General features: G+C 63.0%; 16 protein-coding genes. 6 read left to right on the forward strand and 10 right to left on the reverse strand.

The features are described 5' to 3' along the window. Nucleotides 1–29: 29 nt before the first annotated feature. Entirely contained in the window at nt 30–674 is a 645-nt protein-coding gene (locus O3300_RS02515) for a hypothetical protein (RefSeq protein ID WP_305051906.1), read from the reverse strand. A gap of 390 nt (nt 675–1,064) precedes the next feature. Here O3300_RS02515 and zigA point away from each other — a divergent pair, with 390 nt between their 5' ends. The 4 genes from zigA to O3300_RS02535 are packed head-to-tail and all read left to right on the forward strand — an operon-like array spanning nt 1,065 to nt 4,662. Then, complete coding sequence (zigA, locus tag O3300_RS02520) at nt 1,065–2,291, forward strand: zinc metallochaperone GTPase ZigA (RefSeq protein ID WP_305051907.1); 1,227 nt, start codon at nt 1,065–1,067, stop codon at nt 2,289–2,291. A gap of 19 nt (nt 2,292–2,310) precedes the next feature. After that, nucleotides 2,311–3,315 (forward strand): GTP-binding protein, encoded by a 1,005-nt coding sequence (locus O3300_RS02525; protein ID WP_305051908.1) that lies wholly within the window; start codon nt 2,311–2,313, stop codon nt 3,313–3,315. After that, nucleotides 3,312–4,100, forward strand: coding sequence for a hypothetical protein (locus tag O3300_RS02530; RefSeq protein ID WP_305051909.1), 789 nt, complete (start codon nt 3,312–3,314; stop codon nt 4,098–4,100). Before O3300_RS02525 ends, O3300_RS02530 begins: the two co-directional genes overlap by 4 nt. A 43-nt stretch (nt 4,101–4,143) precedes the next feature. Then, a complete protein-coding gene (locus O3300_RS02535) occupies nt 4,144–4,662 on the forward strand; it encodes a GNAT family N-acetyltransferase (RefSeq protein WP_305051910.1) in 519 nt (172 codons plus the stop codon). A gap of 27 nt (nt 4,663–4,689) precedes the next feature. Here the strand turns inward: O3300_RS02535 and O3300_RS02540 are convergent, their stop codons facing one another. From O3300_RS02540 to O3300_RS02580, 9 genes are all read right to left on the reverse strand, one after another. Further along, nucleotides 4,690–5,115, reverse strand: a complete 426-nt coding sequence (locus O3300_RS02540; RefSeq protein WP_034787417.1) for a Fur family transcriptional regulator — start codon at nt 5,113–5,115, stop codon at nt 4,690–4,692. A gap of 103 nt (nt 5,116–5,218) precedes the next feature. Next, the gene (locus O3300_RS02545) at nt 5,219–6,550 is read right to left on the reverse strand and encodes an alpha/beta hydrolase (RefSeq protein WP_305051911.1); all 1,332 of its coding nucleotides are present in this window, start codon (nt 6,548–6,550) and stop codon (nt 5,219–5,221) included. Nucleotides 6,551–6,658: 108 nt separating this feature from the next. After that, nucleotides 6,659–7,537: a peptidase gene (locus O3300_RS02550; protein ID WP_092604876.1), complete on the reverse strand. Its 879-nt coding sequence runs from the start codon at nt 7,535–7,537 to the stop codon at nt 6,659–6,661. A gap of 91 nt (nt 7,538–7,628) precedes the next feature. Continuing rightward, nucleotides 7,629–8,438 carry a transglutaminase family protein gene (locus O3300_RS02555; protein ID WP_305051912.1) on the reverse strand — a complete coding sequence of 270 codons (810 nt, stop codon included), beginning with the start codon at nt 8,436–8,438 and terminating at the stop codon, nt 7,629–7,631. After that, a complete protein-coding gene (locus O3300_RS02560) occupies nt 8,438–9,382 on the reverse strand; it encodes an alpha-E domain-containing protein (RefSeq protein WP_034787425.1) in 945 nt (314 codons plus the stop codon). Before O3300_RS02560 ends, O3300_RS02555 begins: the two co-directional genes overlap by 1 nt. Beyond that, nucleotides 9,376–10,830, reverse strand: coding sequence for a circularly permuted type 2 ATP-grasp protein (locus O3300_RS02565; protein ID WP_305051913.1), 1,455 nt, complete (start codon nt 10,828–10,830; stop codon nt 9,376–9,378). The genes O3300_RS02560 and O3300_RS02565 overlap by 7 nt, the downstream gene beginning before the upstream one ends. Nucleotides 10,831–10,958: 128 nt before the next feature. Continuing rightward, nucleotides 10,959–12,116 (reverse strand): sensor histidine kinase KdpD, encoded by a 1,158-nt coding sequence (locus O3300_RS02570; RefSeq protein WP_305051914.1) that lies wholly within the window; start codon nt 12,114–12,116, stop codon nt 10,959–10,961. A 68-nt stretch (nt 12,117–12,184) separates the two neighbouring features. Continuing rightward, the gene (locus tag O3300_RS02575) at nt 12,185–13,060 is read right to left on the reverse strand and encodes a hypothetical protein (protein ID WP_305051915.1); all 876 of its coding nucleotides are present in this window, start codon (nt 13,058–13,060) and stop codon (nt 12,185–12,187) included. Between the two features lie 98 nt (nt 13,061–13,158). After that, nucleotides 13,159–15,366 carry a TonB-dependent siderophore receptor gene (locus O3300_RS02580; protein WP_305051916.1) on the reverse strand — a complete coding sequence of 736 codons (2,208 nt, stop codon included), beginning with the start codon at nt 15,364–15,366 and terminating at the stop codon, nt 13,159–13,161. A gap of 234 nt (nt 15,367–15,600) precedes the next feature. On the opposite strand from O3300_RS02580, the gene O3300_RS02585 reads away from it, so the two are divergent. Both O3300_RS02585 and O3300_RS02590 read left to right on the forward strand, forming a co-directional pair. After that, nucleotides 15,601–16,290 carry a hypothetical protein gene (locus O3300_RS02585; RefSeq protein ID WP_305051917.1) on the forward strand — a complete coding sequence of 230 codons (690 nt, stop codon included), beginning with the start codon at nt 15,601–15,603 and terminating at the stop codon, nt 16,288–16,290. 111 nt (nt 16,291–16,401) lie between these two features. Further along, entirely contained in the window at nt 16,402–17,352 is a 951-nt protein-coding gene (locus O3300_RS02590; protein ID WP_305051918.1) for a 2-hydroxyacid dehydrogenase, read from the forward strand. Nucleotides 17,353–17,356 lie beyond the last annotated feature (4 nt).

The raw sequence follows: 17,356 nt of genomic DNA on the forward strand, positions 1-17,356 counted from the left end.
CAAGCACAATTGATCAAGCGCGACAAAATCTAATTTTGTATTAAATCTATATCTTCTGCTGATCTTTTGGCCAATTCAGGATTATTGCTATTATTTAAAACCCAGAGAGCAAGCTTGCCATTTTCAATAATTTCTTTTTTGGAATAGATTGTACTAAAATAATCCTGTAGTTTGTTATTGTCTGTCGGTAACGGCAAATTTTTCTTCTCTTCAGGGATATCTTCGAAGTAATACCTTGATTTTTCCAATGAAGGATACTTCTTTAGCAAATAATCATTCACGGTATATGGCTCATAATTTCCCACGAATAAGTCTTTTGTCAAAATTCCTGTAATTGTAATTTTATTGATATGTTTTTTTAAATATTCAAAATTCTCTTTTGTGGTCGAGAAGTCGGATTGTAAAATTGTGTTATTTTTCGACAATTGCCTGACCACAGAAAGCCGAACATGATCGCCATTGATCTCTATTACTTTGAAAATGTAATAATCCGTTTGAATGCTTTGGCTTCCACCATTAACCCCTGTTGTTTTGTTAAAAATAAAACTTCCAATTTGCAATTTATGCTCAGGGCTGTTAATGGTTTGTTTCCATATATACGGGTTGTAAATCATTTTCTTAAAAGAATATATGGAGATGAGAGCGAGCAGGCTTATTATCAGTATTTTTTTCATTGGCTAGGCGAGAATAAAATATTTAAGAGCGGCTTGCTAAGGGCTAATAAAATCGAAGCCAGCCGATGTGATGCTCGCGCGGCCGCACGGCTGAGAAGCACGGCTGTATGTCTGCACGGGGGGCAGAATCAGTCTTCATCGCATCATCCAGGGGCTGTTGACAACAGTTCAGCCGCCATGCGCTTACTTCGATGGCATCGCCGACGAGTTCGCACTCTAGCACGTCGAGGGCCGGGATACTGATCCTGCTGGTAGCGCATGGATTCCTCTTTTTCACGGTGGCAGGCAAAGATCGCCAGGTAAATGCAGGTTAGTTGCATTATAATTCGAAAACGCAATTCATTTGCATTAGTGCGACCTTCGCCAACTCAGCCAGCCTAAGGAATCCCCATGCCACAGCGCAAACTCCCCGTCACCGTCCTGTCCGGCTTTCTCGGCGCCGGCAAGACCACCTTGCTCAACCACATACTGCGCAACCGCGAAGGCAAGCGCGTGGCCGTCATCGTCAACGACATGAGCGAAGTCAATATCGACGCTTCGCTTGTCAGGGATGGCGCTGAGGCGGCCGGCGCGGCCCTGTCGCGCACGGAAGAAAAACTCGTGGAAATGTCCAACGGCTGCATCTGCTGCACCTTGCGCGACGATCTGTTGCTGGAAGTGCGGCGCCTGGCCGCGGAAGACCGCTTCGACTATCTGCTGATCGAATCGACGGGCGTGGGCGAACCGATGCCCGTGGCCGCCACTTTCGACTTCGAGGACGAGCACGGCGACAGCTTGAACGACGTGGCGCGCATCGACTGCATGGTCACCGTCGTCGACTGCGCCAACCTGCTCAACGATTTCCACAGCGAAGACAGCCTGGAGCAGCGCGGCGAAATCGCCGGCGAGGGCGACGACCGCCAGCTGGCCAATTTGCTGACGGAACAGATCGAATTTGCCAATGTCATCGTCCTCAACAAGGTCGACATGGTGGCGGCGGACGAGCGCCTGCGCGTGCTGGCCATTTTAAAAGCCTTGAATCCCGGCGCGCGCATCATCGAAACGAACCAGTCCGTCGTGCCGCTGGACGCCATCCTGGGCACGAACTTGTTCGACCTGGAACAGGCGGCCGGCATGCCGGGCTGGGCCCAGGAGCTGGCCAGCGTGCATGCGCCGGAGACGGAAACGTATGGCATCAGCAGCTTCGTCTACCGCGCGAAAGCGCCGTTCCACGCGCAGCGCCTGCACGATTACATCGCCCAGCCGATCAAGGGCGTGGTGCGCAGCAAGGGATATTTCTGGCTGGCCAGCCGGCCCGAATGGGTGGCCAGCCTGTCCGGCGCGGGCAAGCTGATGAATATCGAACCCGTGGGTCTGTGGTGGGCGTCCGTGCCGAAGGAGCGCTGGCCCACGGATGCGGCCTCGCTGGCGGAAGTCAAAACAGGCTGGAGCGAGCCGTATGGCGACCGCTACCAGGAGCTCGTCTTCATCGGCCAGGACATGGACCAGGCCGCCATCGAGGCGGACTTGAAGAAATGCCAACTCAACTACACGGAAACGCGCCAGGGCATGGCCGCCTGGCGCAAGCTGCCGGATCCGTTTCCGCAGTGGCAGCGCATGGAAGAACTGGAAGATTAACCATCGATAGGAAACAAATATGACAGAATTGATCCCCGTCACCATCATCACGGGTTTTCTCGGCAGCGGGAAAACCACCTTGCTCAAGCGCATATTGCAGGGCGATCACGGTGTGCGCATCGCCGTGATCGAAAACGAATTCGCCGCCGAAAGCATCGACCATGGCTTGCTGGTGCAGGACAGCGACGAGCAGATCGTGGAAATGAACAATGGCTGCATCTGCTGCAGCGTGCGCGGCGACCTGATCCGCATCCTGGGCGAACTGCACGCCAAACGCGAAGCCGGCACCATCGCTTTCGACCACGTGATCATCGAAACGACGGGCCTGGCCGCGCCCGGCCCCGTGGCGCAAACCTTCTTTGCGGAGCCATCCGTCAGCGAGTACTACATGCTTGACGCCATCCTGACGGTGGTCGATGCGCGCCATGCGCAGCAGCAATTGACGGCGCACAAGGAAGCGCAGGAGCAGGTGGGTTTTGCCGACCGCATCCTGCTGTCGAAGACGGACCTGGTCGGCAAGGACGAGCTGGCCGCGCTGCGCCAGCGCCTGGTCGCCATCAATGGCCGCGCCAGCATCCAGAAAGTGCGCTTTGGCAATGTGCCCTTGCGCGATATCCTGAACATCCGCGGTTTCAATTTGAACGCCATCGTCGAGCTGGAGCCGGATTTCCTGGGAGAATTGGGCCACCGCCATGGCGACGGCGTGCAATCGTTCGTCTATCACCAGTCCCGGCCCCTCGATCTGTTGCAGGTGGAAAATTTTCTCGACGCCGTGGTGCAGCTGTTTGGCAGCCAGCTGATGCGCTACAAGGGCATCCTGTACGTGGCCGACGTGCCGTGCCGCGCCGTCTTCCAGGGCGTGCACATGCTGATGGGCTCGGAACTGGGCGCGCCGTGGGGCGACGGGGAAACGCGCGCCAGCAAGATGATCTTCATCGGCCGCGACTTGCCGCAGGATATGCTGATTCGGGGCCTGGACCGCTGCGTGGCCAAGGCGGACAGCCCCGCCGAGGTGGCGGCGTGAGCGTGGAAGCGGGCTTGCCCGCCCTGGCGCTGATCTTTTTGCTGGGCATGCGGCATGGGCTGGAACCGGACCACCTGGCCGCCGTCGACGGCCTGACCCTGCGCAGCCAGGCCGCGGCGCCCCGCTGGACGCCGTGGATGGGCGCGCTGTTTGCGCTGGGCCATGGCGTCACCGTGCTGGCCATCGTGGCCGTGGCCGCCGTGGCGTCACAGCAATTTTCACCGTCGGAAACCGTGTTCGGCTGGCTGGAATGGTTGCCCATCGGCTTGCTGCTGCTGATTGCGGCCCTGAATGCGCGCAGCTTGCTGGCCGGCGCCCAGCTGGCCGAGGTGCGCGGCCGGCTGCTGCCGCGCTGGCTGCGGGGCGCGTCCGGGCCGTTCGCCGCCATTCTCGTCGGCATGCTGTTCGCGCTGGTCTTCGACACGGCCCTGCAGGCGGCCGCCTGGGGCTACGCAGCCGTCGCGCTGGGCGGCATGCAGCCGGCCTTGCTCACGGGCCTGGTATTCACCGTCGGCATGGGCGTGACGGATACCTTCGATGGCTGGGTCACGGCAAAAGTCATGCGCACCGGCCAGATTGACCTCGTGCGCGCCTTCCGGCGCCGCCTGGGCTGGCCCATCGTCGCCATCTGCGTGGCCATGGCCGCGTACATGGCGGCCGGCAAGCTCGATCCGGCCTGGTCGCTGCCGGAAAGCTGGACGGCGGCCCTCGGTGCGGCCATGGTGTTGCTGATGGCGGCCCTGTACGGCTGGACCTTGCTGGGTTTGCGCCGCGTGCGTGCCTGAGGCGGGGCGTGGGTATAATGGAAAAAAACTGCCGGATTCCACCATGCCCGCACCTGAAATCGTCATCCGCCTGCTGACGCAGGCCGACACCGCCGCCTTTTGCGCGCTGCGCCTGCGCGCCATCCTCGATTCGCCCAGCTCGTTTTCCTCTTCGCGCGAGGATGAGCTGGCCCGCACGCCCGAAGAACACGTTCAGCGCATCGCCGACGGCCCGCTGCACCGGGCGTTCGGCGCCTTCGATGGCGAACGCCTGGTCGGCTTTGCCGGCTTGCGGCGTGAATCCATGCGGCAACTGTCGCACAAGGCCTTGCTGTGGGGCGTGTTTGTCGATGTGGCGCAGCGGGGCAAGGGCGTGGCGCGGCGTCTCGTGAACGCCTGCATCGCCCAGGCCGAAGCGGACCCCGCCGTCATGCAAGTGCATTTGAGCGTGAATGCGGAAAACAATGCCGCCCTGGGCCTGTATGAATCGCTGGGATTTATCGCATATGGCACGGAACCGCGCTCGATGCGCGTGGGCGAGCTGTTCTATGACGAGCATCACCTGGCTTTATTGATCAGGTAATGCCGCCGGTACCGCTGCCGGTACCGTTTACTTGCAGCGCGGGCACAGGCCCTTGATCAGGTAATCGACTTCGCCGCCGCTGAAACCTTCCGGCAAGAGCACGGGCGGGGGCAGCTTGACTTCATTGAAGCAGGTGACGTTCGCGCATTTCGTGCACTGGAAGTGCGCGTGTTCGTGCGCCTGGTGGCCGGCGCCCGCGCTGAAGCGCCACACCTGGTCGGCGCCTGCGATGCGGTGCACCAGTTCATTTTCCGTCAGCCATTCCAGCACCCGGTACAGGGTGACGGAATCGATGTCGCTGTCCTGCGACAGCGCTTGCTGGATTTCATGGTGGGTCAGCGAACGGCTTTGCGCCATTAAAAAGTCGAGCACCTTCACGCGCGTCTTGGTGACGCGGGCATTGGTGTTGCGGATCAGCGATTCGGCTTGCGGTGTAGAAGATGATGTCAACATGATAGGCCTGCTTGCGGGGGATCGGCTGGCGGCGTCATCGCCGTGCCCGTTGCCACCCTATGGGCCGTATCTTAGCATGCGTGCCGTACTCGATGGAACGGCGTCACGGTTTGAACGTCCAATAGCGGCCGGCCACCGTATCGACGGGGTCGAGAAAACGCTGGTCGGCGCGTGCCTGGTTGCGTATCAGATAAAACATGTCGGACAGGGCCGAGCGCTTTTCCGCAAAGTAAGAGTGCTTCATGAAGCTGGTGTCGACCCCCGTGGCGTCGATGGTTTCCACGCCCGCCACGATCAGCATGCCGGCGCCGCTGTCGCCCGCGCGCGGGTAGCCGTGCACGGCTTTCGAGGCGGCCAGGGCCAGATCTTGCGACGAGGCATACAGGGTGACGGGATTGCGCGCGCCAGCCAGTTTCGGCGCGATATCGTGCTTGAAGATGGCGGCGTCGATATCGGGCGCAGACAGGATGATTTCCGTGATCTTTTGCGCCAGATGCGGCTGCGCGGCCAGCAAGTCGGCCACGGCCCGCGCCAGGCCGCGGCTGCCCATGCTGTGTCCGACCAGATACACTTGCGCCGCTTCCGTGCTGGCAAGAAAGTCGGTCAGGAAGCTGGCGAGATGGGGCGTGCTCCACTCGATATTGTTTTCATCGATGGTGTAGCCGGCCACCTCGCCGCGCGACGGCCAGCTGTAGAACACGGGCGCGCCGTCAAAGCCCAGGTCGTAGGCCATCTGTCCCGTGCGCCGCGCCGCATCCTCGAAACTCACGTTATAGCCATGCACGAAGATAAAGGCGCTCTTGCCGTCCGAGGCGCGGATCTGGGTCTTCAAGGCGGCAAAGAAGTTGCCGCGGTCTTGCACGTCGGCCGACAGCACCACCACGTGCTTGGCCGGGTCGTCGCGAAATTCCAGGCGCCACAGCGACGGCGATTCCAGCTGCCCCATTCGATGGTCGCGGGGGATGCTGATGTCGCAGCTGCCATAGCTGAGGGGGCCATTGCCGCCCATGATGTTGCGTTCGCCGCTGAAGCGCTGGGCCGGCGGCTTGCCCACGTCGCGCTGGCGGTCCGTGGCGAAATACACTTTCACCACCGCATAGTTCGACACGACGGCGCCCTGGTCGGCAGGGGCGGGCGACGGGGGGAATGGACGCAGCGGGGGCTGCACCGCATCGAGCAAGCCTTGCGCGGCAAACAGGGTTTCCATGTCGTCCGGCACTTTCGCGGTCGACAGGGCGGCCGCCAGGGCCAGTTGCCGCTGGGGATCGGCTGGCGCCGTTTCCAGCGCGGCGATGGCGGCCAGGATGGCGGCGGCGCCGTCGAACTTGGCGATGGCTTGCTTGAGGCGTTCATAGTGGCTGGCGACGGCTTCGGGAGCATGGCCGGGCGCGCCATGCCCGATGGCTGCCACGACGGCGGAAGTGATCAAGTCCATGCGCCACCTGCCTTTCAGGTCAATCTGGATTGAATGTCAACCCATATTGCCATAAAAGCACGCGGAAAGCGACTTGTCCAGCGACCCGCGCAGCGGACCTGTCAACGGTCAATGCTGCTTGTCGTCGCTGAACTGCTGCGCCAGGGATTGCAGGGGCGCCACGGTCAGGCCGCCGCGGCTCACGTGCTCGGGGATGGCCACGCGTACGGGCTTGCTGTGCATGTTGGCCGACGATAATACGTTCGTCGTCGTTTCCGGCGCCGCATTCCACACGGGATCGACGATGCCTTCGAACACATGCTTCAATTGTTCGCCCCACGTATCGCGGATCATGCGGAAATACTGGTTCTTTTCATCGATGGTGACGAAGCGCGTGACGGCCAGGCTGCCCGTCTCGTAGACGAGCAAGTCCAGCGGCAAGCCGACGGAAATGTTCGAGCGCAGGGTCGAATCCATGGAAATGAGCGCGCACTTGGCCGCCTCGTCCAGGCGAGTGAACGGGTTGATGACCCGGTCGATGATGGGCTTGCCGTATTTCGCTTCGCCGATCTGGAAATACGTGTTTTCATCGTGCGATTCGATGAAATTGCCGGCCGAATACACCTGGAACAAGCGGCAGCGCTCGGCGCCTATCTGGCCTCCGAGAATGATGCTGACATTGAAATCGATGCCGCAGTCGGCCAGCGCCTTCGCTTCGCGCAGGTGCACGGTGCGCACGGCTTCGCCCACGATGCGGGCCGCGTCGTACATGCTGGCCACGTTCCAGATGCTGCGCCCGTCCGCATCCACGTGCTCGGACACGATCTGGCGGATCGCCTGCGAGATCGACAAATTGCCGGCCGTCATCAGCACCAGCATGCGGTCGCCCGGGTTTTCGAACACGCTCATCTTGCGGAAGGTGCCCACCTGGTCCACGCCGGCGTTGGTGCGGGAGTCGGACAGGAAGACCAGGCCTTCGTTCAGGCGCATGCCTATGCAATAAGTCATCGTCGTAAATCAAATCAAAAGGGGAAGCATTTTACACCAGCCGGGTCCGGCCTACCGCCTGCAAGGCCCGGCCAGCCTCATTCCTGCCCGTTTACACGGGCACGATCTGCACATCGACTCGTAATGTTTCCGTGCCGCCACCCTGGCGCACGCCCCGCACGGGCGCGGCCGAATCGTAGTCGCGTCCGATGGCCAGGCGGCAATACGCATCCGTCATCAGCCGCGCATGCGTGACGTCGATGCTGACCCAGCCCGCGAAATCCGTGTCTTCCGTCCACGCGTCGACCCAGGCATGGCTGGCCGCGTGGCCCGTCGTGCCCGGATCGATATAGCCGGACACATAACGGGCAGGGATGCCCCAGGCGTGGCAGCACGCCAGGAACAAATGGGCGTGGTCCTGGCACACGCCGCGCCCCAGGGCCAGGGCGTCGCCGGCCGTGGTGGTGACCATGGTGGCGCCGCTTTCATACGCCACCTTGCCGACGATGTGCTCGGCCAGGCGCAGCAAATGGCCCGTGCCGGCCGTCACGCGGCGGTCCGGCAGGCTGGCGGCCGTTAGTTCGAGGATGGCGGGGTTGGCCTGGGTCAGCGGCGTCGGCATGGTAAACAATAGCGGCGACAGGGTATCGACCAGGTTCAGCCGTCCCTTGTGCGGGTAGATGGTTTCCACCACGCCGTGCGCCACCAGGCTCAGCGACTGATGGCTGCCGTTAATCGTCAGCATGTGCGACAGATTGCCGTAGGCATCCGTGTAGGCGTGGCACTGGCCCGGCGTGGAGATATGCCAGGACAGGGCGCGCTGCTGCGGCTCGATACGCGGCGTCAGGTGCAGCTGCTGGATGGTGTAGGCCAGCGGCGCACTATAGGCGTAATGGGTTTCGTGGCGGATGGTGAGCTGCATCAGGCCGCCAAGGGAACGAGGAAGTCGCGGCTGACCCGGTTGCCCAGGTCATAGATGTTTTCCAGAAATTCCGTCAATGTATGGTGCAGGCCCGCCTTCATGATGTCGTCGATATGGCCGAATTTCAGCTCCGCATGCAGTTTGCCGGCGAAACGCTCCGTATCGGCCGACACGTCGTTGCGGATATGCTTGAGATTTTCCACCACGTCATCCATGCAGGCCAAGAGCGACCTGGGCATGTCGCCGCGCAGCATCAGCAATTCCGCCACCCGTGCCGGGGTGATCACGTCGCGGTACACCTTGCGGTAGATTTCGAAGCCGGAAACGGAGCGCAGCAGGGCCGCCCAGTAGTAAAAGTCGCGCTGGGTGATGTCTTTCGACGTGTCGCGCGCGCCGTGGAACTTCACGTCGAGGATGCGCGCCGTGTTGTCGGCCCGCTCCAGGAAGGTGCCCAGGCGGATGAAGTGGATGGCTTCATCCTTGAGCATGGTGCCCAGGGTCACGCCGCGCGACAAATGCGAGCGGTACTTGACCCATTCGAAGAACTGGCTGGGGTCGGTTTCCAGCAGATTGCTCTTCAGGCGCTTTTGCATGTCGAGCCAGGTGGCGTTCTGGATTTCCCACACTTCCGTCGTCAGGGTGCCCCGTACGGCGCGGGCGTTTTCGCGCGCGCCCGTCAGGCAGGCGAGGATGGAAGACGGATTGTTCGGGTCGCGCACCATGAAGTCGAGCACGTCGCGCGTGTGGAAGCGGCCATATTTATGGTCGTAGGCGCTTTGTAGCTCGGAAATACCCAGGGTGGCGCGCCAGCCCTGTTCCGCGTCCTGCTCCGACTGGGGCAGCATCGACGTCTGCATGTTGACGTCCAGCATGCGCGCCGTGTTTTCCGCCCGCTCCGTGTAGCGGGCCATCCAGAACAAATGATCGGCGGTGCGGCTCAGCATGTTTTTTCTCCTGCAAAAGCGGATGTGGCTTCCAATACCCAGGTATCCTTGGTGCCGCCCCCTTGCGAGGAATTGACCACCAGCGAGCCTTCGCCGAGGGCCACGCGGGTCAGGCCGCCCGGCACCATGGAAATTGTCTTGCCGGACAGCACGAACGGGCGCAAATCGATGTGGCGCGGCGCAATGCCGGCCTCGACATACGTGGGGCAGGCGGACAGGGCAAGTGTCGGCTGGGCAATGTAGCCGCCCGGATTGGCCAGCAGGCGCTGGCGGAAATCCTCGAGTTGCGCCAGGCTGGACGCCGGCCCCACCAGCATGCCGTAGCCGCCCGCGCCATGCACTTCCTTCACCACGAGTTTGGGCAAATTCGCCAGCACGTAGGACAAATCGGCCGGTTTGCGGCATTGGTACGTGGGCACGTTGTTCAATATCGGTTCCTGCGACAAGTAAAACTTGATCATGTCGGGCACAAAAGGATAGATCGACTTGTCGTCGGCCACGCCCGTGCCGATGGCGTTCGCCAGGGTCACGCGTCCCGCGCGGTACACGGACAGCAGGCCCGGCACGCCCAGCGACGAGTCCGAGCGGAAGGCCAGCGGGTCGAGGAAGTCGTCGTCCACGCGGCGGTAGATGACGTCGACCCTCTTCGGGCCCCGCGTCGTGCGCATGTACACGGAATTATCGTTGACAAACAAATCCTTGCCTTCGACCAGTTCCACGCCCATTTGTTGGGCCAGGAAGGCGTGTTCGAAGTAGGCGGAGTTGTACATGCCGGGCGTCATGACGACGACGGTCGGGTCGTCCACGCCCATGGGCGCGACGGAACGCAGGTTGTCGAGCAGCATGTCCGGATAATGGTCGACGGGGGCGATGCGGTTGCGGGCGAACAGTTCCGGGAACAGCCGCATCATCATCTTGCGGTCTTCCAGCATGTAGGACACGCCGGAGGGCACGCGCAAATTGTCTTCCAGTACATAGAATTCGCCCTGGCCGGCGCGCACGATATCGACGCCCGCGATGTGGGCGTAGATGTCGGAAGCGACGGATATACCCTGCATTTCCGGGCGGTACTGGGCATTCTTGTAGATTTGCTCGGCGGGAATAATGCCCGCCTTGATGATGTTTTGTTCATGATAAATATCATGGATGAACATGTTCAAGGCTTGCACGCGCTGCACCAGGCCCGTCTGCATCTGCGCCCATTCGGCGGCGGGGATGATGCGGGGGATGGTGTCGAACGGAATCAGGCGTTCCGTGCCGGCATCGTCGCCATACACGGCGAACGTGATGCCGACCCGGCGGAACGTGAGGTCGGCTTCGGCCCGCTTGCGGGCGATGGTCTCGGGCGATTGCTGTTCCAGCCAATTGCTGAATTCACGATAGTGTTCACGTACCTTGCTGTCCGTACCCACTTCATTTGCAGTCATTTCATTGAAAAAATTTGCCATGTTGTGATTTCCCTTGAGCCGTGTCTGGGTATAGCTCAGCAGGAAGCGTGCCAACAGGGCGGACGTGAACAGGTGTAAATATGACCACTTTTGTGGCGTCACGCCATTCCTTGCACCAACTCGGTGCGCTAGGCGCCACTCTTGGGGACGTCGGCGGACGGGACGAAGGGGCGGCAATCGACGGGCACGTCGAAGATGAAGCTGGTGCCCGTTTCGGACGCGCTGTCGACGGCGATGCTGCCGCCGTGGCTTTCGGCCACGCTTTGCACGAAGGGCAGGCCGATGCCCCAGCCTGGCGCGGGGTTGTCGTTTTCGCGGCGCAAGTAGTCGAAGATGCGGGCGGCCTGTTCCGGCGCGATGGCCTGGCCGCCATTGTGGACGGTGACGATCAGGCGTTCGTGGACCGCTTCCACGTGCACGCTGATGGGCGTGTCGTCGCCATACTTGAGGGCATTGCCGAGCAGGTTTTCCAGCGCCCGCCGCAGCGAGTTCTCGCACCACCAGCCGGTGACCGCTTGCCCGCTGACCCGGCATTTGTCCGGCCGCTGCAAGTTGACCTGGCCGGCCACGGCGTGTACCAGCGGCAGCACGTCGAATTGGCTCAGCACCAGCGGCAGTTGCTGGCCCTGGTGGTAGCTGAGGCCATCGAGCAATTCCTCGATCATGCTGTCGAGCCGCTTGCTGTGCTCGACAATCTTGTGCGCCAGCAATACTACCCGCTCCGGGTCGGTTGGCCTGAACAACAGCTGGGCGCTCGTGCTGATGACGGCCAAGGGATTGCGCATGTCGTGCGACAGGCCGGCCGCGACGCGGCGCCGGAAGCTTTCATGCATGCTGGTAAATTCGCGTATCGATTCGCGGATGCCCACGTCGATCGACTTGTTGATCACTTGCCAATCCTTGCTGCGCAGGGTGATGCCGGACTCATGCGCAGTGGCGGCGAAGCAGTCGCGGAAGATCTGGTACTCCTGGATCACCTGTTCCGGGCCGTAATTGGTCATGCGCGCCCGTTCGTTGCCATGCACGGCGGGCACGTTGCTGTTGCTGGCGGCGTTGTCGCGCGGGTGGCCGGGGGTGAGGGCTTCGGCCAGGTTGTCGAAAAAGGCCGGCAAGGTATTGATGAGTATGGGCGTGAGCAGCTGGTCTGCGCCGCGCACGCTGGCGCGCACGCGCTGTTCCCAAGCCTCGAGGACGGCGTCGCGCATGGCGAAGATGCGCTGCGCGCGCTGCAATGGCTGGTGCGCGCCGGCCTGGCGACCCACGTGCTGATCCGTGCTGATGCTCACCTGGCCTCCCTGACCGCAGTGACTATGCTTGCAATAGTATGCGCCTAATCAGCCGGCGGGGAAACGCTTTATTGTCCAGTATCGGCCTGGCGCAAGGCCGCATACAGGCGGGAAAGCGAGGCTGACCACTCGCTCAGCGAAAAGTTCTGTGGGTCATCATGACCATTCGCAAACCCTGTATCGAGCACGGCGTGGAAGGCGGGAATCAGCCACGTTCCCTTGCGCACGCTGGCGGCGATATACAGCAGGGCCAGGCGGTCGTATTGCGCCGGCGTAAAGCCGGGATCGGGCGCCAGGCCATCGTTGCCCTTGCCGCCGCCGGGCACGGAGTTGCGCGGCTGCACCAGTTCCACGTGCAGGAACAGGCCCGTCAGCGAAGGCTTGTCCTTTTCCAGCTTGCTGGCAAAGCTGGCCATGCTGAAATCGCGCACCTGCAAGGAACCGCCCAGGCGGTTCACGTAGACATGGCCTTTCGGACCGCCGCCCAGCGCCGGATTGCGCAAGCTGAAGTCGTTGAAATCCCAGCTGGCGTCGTTGATGTGGTCGGGAATGGTTTCTAACAAGAAATTCGGGTAGCTGGTGTCGTGGATGACGAAATAGCGCGCCATCGGCGCGGCCAGCCGGCCCACGGCGCGCGACAGGGGCGCGTCGACGGCGCCGCCCACGTCCGCCTCGGCGATGCCCTGTTCCGCCAGCCAGGCGCGCAGGCGGGCCGGCGCGATACCCGCGCGCTGGCCGATGCGGGCGGCCAGAAAGTCCGGCAGCGGCGCGCTGTCCCCCAAGCGCGCATACAGCTTGACGGGACGCAGCAAACACGTGGCTTGCGCCAGCGCATCGCCCTTGAAGCCGCTTTTCCAGGCGGCGTACGGGCAGGCGGCTTGTTTTTGGGCAAGGGCCGGCAGGGACAGGCAAAGCAACAGCAGCAGGGCAGGGAGTCGTTTCATGTCGGCATTGTCGCCGAAGCGCGCCTTGCGGCACAGGCGCACACACATAAAAAAGCTGCCCGAAGGCAGCTTTTCATCGTGCGACAGGCGCGTGGTCGTTAAAACGCCACGCTGGCCGACACGACCACGGTGCGCGGCGCGGCCAGCACCAGCGAGCCGATATTGAAGGACGACACGGCTGACGACCAGTAATTGCGGTCCGTCGCGTTGTCCACGCGGGCGCGCAAGGTCACGTCACGGCCCGCCACTTGCGTCAGGTAGCGCGCGCCGATGTCGAGGCGGGTCCACGATGGCAGTTGCCGGGTGTTGGCCAGGTCCGCGTATTGCGTCGAGGTGTAGATGGTGCGGGCGTTCAGGGTCAGGCCTGGCGCGCCGGGCACGTCCCATTCGCCGCCCACGCTCATCTGCGTTTCCGGTGCGCCGATGGGTTTCTTGCCATTGTTGGCGGCCACGCCGGTATTGCTGAGCTTTGCATCGAGCCAGGTCAAGCCGCCCAGCAGGCGCACGCCCTGCATCGGCGTGCCGAAAATCGACAATTCCAGGCCGCGGTTGCGTTGCTCGCCATCAAGTTCGGCCCGCTTGCCGAGCACGGCCAGCAAAGGCTTGCTTGTCGTGAACAGGGCCGCGCTCATGCCCAGCTTGCCGCCGTCATACTTGACGCCGATTTCCTTTTGCTTCGATTTATACGGCGCAAACACCTCGCCCATGTTCTCGACATTGACCTGCTGGCCGTTTTCCAGATACGTTCCCGTGGCCGTCGGCCCCTTGACCAGCGCCTCGATGTAGTTGGCGTACAGCGACACGTCCTTGCTGGCCTTGAAGACGATGCCCGCCACGGGCGTCGTGGCGCTCTCGTCATAGGCCTTGCCTTGCGGCGCCGAGGTGTTGTAGTCGTAAGCGGCATCCTTGATCTGCTGGCGGCGCACACCCACGGTCAGCAGCAGCTTGTCGTCGAGGAAGGCCATGGTGTCGGCCAGGGCGTAGCTGTTGAGGATGGTTTTCTGGGTGATGCGCGGGTCGCTCATGATGCCGCCCGTGTAGGGCGCCGGCGGCGCCGTCACGTCGACCGGGGCGTAAATGTTGGTGGCAAACTTGTCGCCGATCGCAAACGCGTTCTTCGCTTCATTCCAGTGCCCGGACCAGCTGGCCACCAGGGTGTGCTTGACGGCGCCCGTAACGAGCTTGCCGCGAATGCCCAGTTCGCCCGTGCGGATTTCTTGCTTGCGGGCATTGTCGAAGCGCGACACCGTGGCGTCGCCATTGATCGAAGTCAACGTCGGTTCGGCCAGGCTGTTGGCTTCCTTGGTCGAGCGGGAGCCAAATGCGGCCCAGGCCACGACATCCTTGGCCAGGTCCACTTCGGCGCGCGCCGTGCCGAACACATCGTGCTCCTTGGAATAGCTCCACGGCTGGGCAAAGTTCTTCGACGCATCGGGTGCGGATGGCAGCACGGCCACGCTGCCAATGCCGACGGACGGGCGCGGCGATGTCAGGTCGAAATTCTGGTAACCGGCGTCGGCCGACAGGCGGTAGCCGCTGCCGCGGTAGTCGAGGCCGACCGAGAACATGCCCACGTCGTGGTCTTCGCGCTGGATGCCGGTCTCGCCCTGGCGCTTGGCGGCGTTGACGCGCACGCCGAATTCCTGGCGCTCGCCAAAGCGGCGCGCCACGTCGATGGCTGCATAGGCGTGGCCGCCCGATTCCACGCCCACCGTCAATTCCGTCAGTGGCGCATTGCCGGCGCGCTTGGGCATCAGGTTGATGGCGCCGCCGATGCCGCTGCCGCCCGGCGCCGCGCCATTCAGGAAGGCGCTGGCGCCACGGAACACTTCCACGCGCTCGAGCAATTCCGGCGATACATATTGACGGGGCAACACGCCGTACAGGCCGTTGTACGCCACGTCGTCGGAATCGAGGGCGAAGCCGCGGATCACATACACTTCCTGGAAATTGCCATAGCCACGCGACATGCGCACGGCCGGATCGCTCTGCAGCAAGTCGCCCACGCTGCGCGCTTGCTGATCGGCAATGAATTGCTGCGTGTAACTGGTGCTGCCGAACGGCGAGTCCATCATGTCCACGGCACCGAGGATACCCATGCGCCCGCCGCGCGCCACCTGGCCACCCGCATACGCCTTCGACAGGCCTTCCGCCGACGCATCGGCCGAGGCATTGACGACTACCGTGGGCATGGTTTGCGCGTCGCCGGCCGGCGCGGTGGTGGTGGCTTGGGCGTGGGCGGCGGCGCTGGCCAGCAGGAAGGCGGCCAGGGCGAACGGGGTAGGGACGAGGTGGAAGGTGCGCATGGAGTTATCTGGATATTAATGAGAATGATTATCATTATATTCCAGCACAGCGCAGCGCGTGGGAAAGTGTGAGAAAGCGAGCAAGAAAGTCGCCATTCGTACAACACCGGGCAAGCCAGGGTGCTGGAATCTGGGGGAAAAAGGCGCGCCAGGCGATACCTTGCGGATTTATTAATGCGCAAATCCAAGTTTCGCTAGAATAGGCCATCGCGCCCCGCGCCCACAGGACACCGCATGCCATTGCTTCGCCATTTACCGTCCGCTTCCATGCGCATGCGCATACGGGACGGCTTGAGCCTGAAAGGCGCCGCCGTCGCGCTGATCCTGGCCATGCACGTGCTGGGCCTGTATTTCCTGCTCTTGCCGGCGCGGCAACTCAAGCAATACACGGAAGTGGCGTTCATGACCTTGCTGCCGCCCCGTGCGCTGCCGCAGACGCCGCCGATGGCCTTGCCGATGCCCATGCCGGTTCCTGCGCCGCGCGCGCGGGCCGTTGCGCCGCCCGCCGCGCCGCCCGTCTTCTTCGCGCCGCCGCCCGTGGCGGCCGAAGCGATCACCGTACCGGCCGAGGAATTTCCCGCCGCGCCAGCCACGGCGCCTGCCACGGCCGACTTGCTCACGCGCGCCCGGCTGGCGGCGGGCGCCGCTGACAAGGCCCTGCGCGGCGAACGCAGGCAAGACCAGCCGTGGCTGGCCGCTGCCGACCTCAAAAGCGAAAGCACCTTCCAGAAACTGGTCGCCTCCGCCTGGCGCGGCGGCCCCGTCATCCGCGTGGAGGACTACCTGACGGCCGACGGCCGGCCCGCCACGCGCGTCGTCAGCGCCGGCGGCGCCACGTGCTTTGGCATGGCCGAGAATCCAGGCTCGGGCGCCGACCCGGCCAGGACGGGCGGCAAGGTCAAACGCGTGCCTTGCCCGGGCTAACGTTTCCGCGCAGTACACGGTTTTCACGGCATACGGGGCGCTCAGCCCCGGCCGGTTCCCAAATATGCTAAGTTGCGTCTGCTAATCCTGTCGACACCAACCTGGACGCCCATGCTCCCCGAACTCCTCATCCTCGCTCCCAGCCCTTCGGCTGCCGTCAACGCGCAGCTGGAGCAGCACTACACCTGCCACCACGCCTGGCAAGTGCCGGCGGACGAGCGCCACGCCTGGCTGGCCCAGCGCGCTTCGGCCATCCGCGGGGTCGTCACGACGGGTGCGCTGGGCTTGAACGCCGCCGACATGGCCTTGTTGCCGAAGCTGGAAATCGTCGCCGTCAATGGCGTCGGCCTCGACGGCGTGGCGCTGGACGTGGCGCGCGAACGGGGCATCGCCGTCACCACCACGCCGAACGTGCTGACCGATGACGTGGCCGACGTGGCGCTGGCCTTGCTGCTGGCCAGCGCGCGGCATATCGTGGCGCTCGACCGTTTCGTGCGCGACGGGGCTTGGGAGCGCCGCGAAGCCATCGTCCCCGCATCCAGCCTGCGCGGCAAGACGGCCGGCATCTTCGGTTTCGGCCAGATCGGGCAAGCCATCGCGCTGCGCCTGGCCGCCTTTGGCGTCAAGGTGCGCTACTTCCAGCCGCGCGCCATTCCCGGCGCGAGCGCGCCACGCGCCGCATCGCTGCTGGCCCTGGCTCAGGAAAGCGACTATCTGATCGTCTGCGCGCCGGGCACGCCGGCCACGCGCAAGATCGTCGAGCGCAGCGTGCTCGACGCGCTCGGCCCGCAAGGCACCTTGATCAATATCGCCCGCGGCGCCCTGATCGACGAAGACGCGCTGATCGCCGCCTTGCAGGATGGCCGCCTGGGCGCGGCCGGCCTCGACGTGTTTGCGGACGAACCGCGCGTGCCAGCCGCCTTGCGCGCCTTGCCGAACGTGGTGCTCACGCCGCACGTGGGCAGCCTGACCGTGGAAACGCGGCACGCCATGGGCCAGCTGGTGCTGGACAATCTGCAAGCCCACTTTGCCGGCTTGCCGCTGCTCACGCCCGTGCCCTGACGCT

Origin of the sequence: Janthinobacterium sp. SUN206 (assembly GCF_030587305.1) — a bacterium.
Classification (GTDB): Bacteria; Pseudomonadota; Gammaproteobacteria; order Burkholderiales; family Burkholderiaceae_D; genus Janthinobacterium; species Janthinobacterium kumbetense.